Below are 2,856 nucleotides of genomic sequence, written 5' to 3' on the forward strand. Positions count from 1 at the left end.
TCCCGGAGCCGACGCCCGTCGCCCGGCCGATCGGGACGGGTGCCGTCTCCATTAAGGGCCCGTCCTCCGAGCTCCTCCCCGGAGTCACCGTCGAGATCCGCAAGAAGACCTGCCAAGGCCCGGCGGTGTGGCGAACCACGACTACGGACCGACCGGACGCGTACGGGGCGTTCGGGATCGGGTTGGAAGCGGGGGACTACTGCATCCGAACTCTCTCCGTGCCTTCCCCCTACTGGCTTCCGAACGACGTCACGTTCACGATGGAGCAGCGCCCGGCGAACTGGGTGACGGTCTGGGTGCCGGGACCCGAACCAAAACCCGTGGTCACCGGTGCTGTCGTCGCGAAGAACGACGGCGGGACCCCCATCAACGGAGTGACCGTGCGTATCCGCGAAGGGTCCTGCGAAGACGAGGGTCCAGCGGTGTGGCAGAACACCACCGCGGCGAACCGATGGGCCGAAGGCGGGTTCGGGATCTCCCTCACCGAGGGACTGCACTGCGTGACGACCCTGAACGTTCCGAGGGGATACGACCCCCCGCTACCCTTCGAGGTGAACGCGACGAGCCCCTCTCCTTTCTGGGTGACGGTATGGGTGCCCGGGCCCGGGCCGTATGTCCCGCCTCCTGCGGTGGCACCGTCGGCGCAGGCCGATGCGCGGGCTCTGGTGAACAGCGGTCGCCTTAGCTACGGGTTGCCCCTCCTCCGCTCACAGATTGAGTCCTACGCGAACGGGGTCGAGTACGTGAACCCGGCGACCGGCCGCTCCTGCAACATCAACGACGTCCTGCTGCACGCGCTGAGGAAGGTGGTGGTCGAGCAGGGCTTCTCGATCCGGATCAGCTCGCTTAATCGCTGGTGCGAGGACACCGGGAGCGCCAGCAGCTGGCACTACCGAAACGGTGGCGGCCACGCGGTCGACATCAGTCAGGTCAATGGAGTCTTCGCCACGGGAGGGACGGCCAACGACCGAGCGCTGATCAACGCGATGACCTCGGTGTTGCCGCCCCCGGCCGGACTCGGGCAGCTGGGCTGCCCCGGACACGACGTCCGCGTCCCGACCGGATGGGTGCAGTTCGCGGACTCCTGCAACCACAACCATTTCGAGTATCGGGGCGCGGACATCCCTGTCTCAGGGTGAGAGTGCGCGCACCCACTGATGCGCCGCCCGCGTCACGCGAAGGCGCAGCCCGCTACTTCACCGCGGGCAGCGCCTCCGGCACCGGCACGGCGAGAGACGCGGCACCGATGATGCCCGCGTTGTTGCGGTGCTTCGCCGGAACAATGGGGGCGCGGAGCTTCAGCATCGGCAGGAACTCGTCGGCGTGCTTCGACACCCCGCCGCCGACGACGATCAGGTCGGGGCTGAAGAGGAACTCGACGTAGTCGTAGTACCACTGCAGACGCTTCGTCCACTTCTCCCACGAAAGCTGTTCGCGCTCCATCGCGGAATAGGCCGCGTAGCCTTCGGCATCCCTCTTGTGTTCGGCGCGCTGCAGGTGACCGAGCTCGCTGTTGGGGATCAGGACGCCGTCGTAGATCATCGCCGACCCGATGCCCGTGCCGAGCGTGGTGAGGATCACCAGGCCGTTCACGCCCTTCGCGGCCCCGTACCGGACCTCGGCGATCCCGGCGACGTCGGCGTCGTTGGCGAAGTGGATGTCACGGGACAGGCCGTCCTCGAAGAACTTCTCGGCCTCGAACCCGATCCACGACGAGGAGACGTTCGCTGCGGACAGCGTCTTGCCGTTCTTGACGATCGCGGGGAAGGCGACGCCCAGCGGCAGATCCTCTGGCGCCTCGAGCTTCTGAAGGACCTCGCGGACCGTGTCCAGGACGTCGGCGGGCTCCGCGCCCTGGGGGGTGGATACCTTGACCCGATCGCCGATCAGCTCACCGGCATCCAGGTCGACGATTCCCGCCTTGATCCCGGTTCCGCCGATGTCCACTCCGACCGCACGCGACGCATTCGTTGCCATGCCCCCCAGCCTATCCAGGCGCGGGGTCTGGATCAGTAGGATCGGGAGAGCGCCCGCCAGAAGTCCGCTGCGGAGCGAGACCTACGCAAGGAGCGATCGTGAGCGACGAGAATCAGAAGTACTGGTACAACCTCGAGACCGGTGAGGTCGAGCAGGGGTACGAGTCGCCGGCGATCGACCGCGCGGGCCCGTTCGACACCGCGGAAGAAGCCGCTCGCGCGCCCCAGATCATGCAGGAGCGCTCGAAGAAGTGGTCCGAAGAGGACGCGCGCGACTCCGACTGGGGCTCCGGCTCCGGCCGCTGACCCTTCCGGACCGAGACGAGGAGAACGATGGACAAGCAGCGCGATTTCGTCTTGCGGACGATCGAAGAACGCGGCGTGAAGTTCGTACGGCTGTGGTTCACCGACGTGGTCGGCACCCTGAAGTCGGTGGCGATCGCACCCGCCGAGGTCGAGGGGGCCTTCAGCGAGGGGCTGGGCTTCGACGGTTCGGCGATCGAGGGCCTGACGCGCTCGTACGAGTCGGACCTTCTGGCGCTCCCCGACCCCACGACGTTTCAGATCCTCCCGTGGCGCGGCGAGATCGACCCGACCGCGCGCATGTTCTGCGACATCACGACGCCTGACGGGCAGCCCGCGGTGGCCGACCCCCGCCACGTGCTCAAGCGCACGCTCGCGAAGGCCGCCGATGCCGGGTTCACGTTCTACACGCACCCCGAGATCGAGTTCTACCTGCTGAAGTCGTCGCAGCTGGGCCCCGACGGGCGTCCCGAGCCCGTCGACTCCGCCGGGTACTTCGACAACGTCCCCGGCGGCACGGCCCACGACTTCCGTCGTCGTTCGGTGCGGATGCTCGAAGACCTCGGCATCTCGGTCG

3 protein-coding genes and 1 pseudogene are annotated in these 2,856 nt (G+C 67.5%); 3 read left to right on the plus strand and 1 reads right to left on the minus strand.

Annotated elements, in window-relative coordinates; translation table 11 throughout:
- Window positions 1-1,139, plus strand: a pseudogene (locus tag LQV45_RS23825) (hypothetical protein); the annotation flags it as partial.
- A gap of 52 nt (window positions 1,140-1,191) precedes the next feature.
- Here the strand turns inward: LQV45_RS23825 and ppgK are convergent.
- Window positions 1,192-1,977, minus strand: a complete 786-nt coding sequence (gene ppgK / locus LQV45_RS23830; protein WP_230009106.1) for a polyphosphate--glucose phosphotransferase — start codon at window positions 1,975-1,977, stop codon at window positions 1,192-1,194.
- A gap of 98 nt (window positions 1,978-2,075) precedes the next feature.
- Between ppgK and LQV45_RS23835 the strand changes: the two genes are divergently transcribed.
- Window positions 2,076-2,282, plus strand: a complete 207-nt coding sequence (locus tag LQV45_RS23835; protein WP_138172272.1) for an SPOR domain-containing protein — start codon at window positions 2,076-2,078, stop codon at window positions 2,280-2,282.
- Between the two features lie 27 nt (window positions 2,283-2,309).
- Window positions 2,310-2,856 (plus strand): glutamine synthetase beta-grasp domain-containing protein (locus LQV45_RS23840; RefSeq protein WP_230009107.1); only part of this gene is annotated, 547 nt, incomplete at its 3' end.

The sequence above is a fragment of the Microbacterium sp. Bi128 genome (assembly GCF_918698205.1).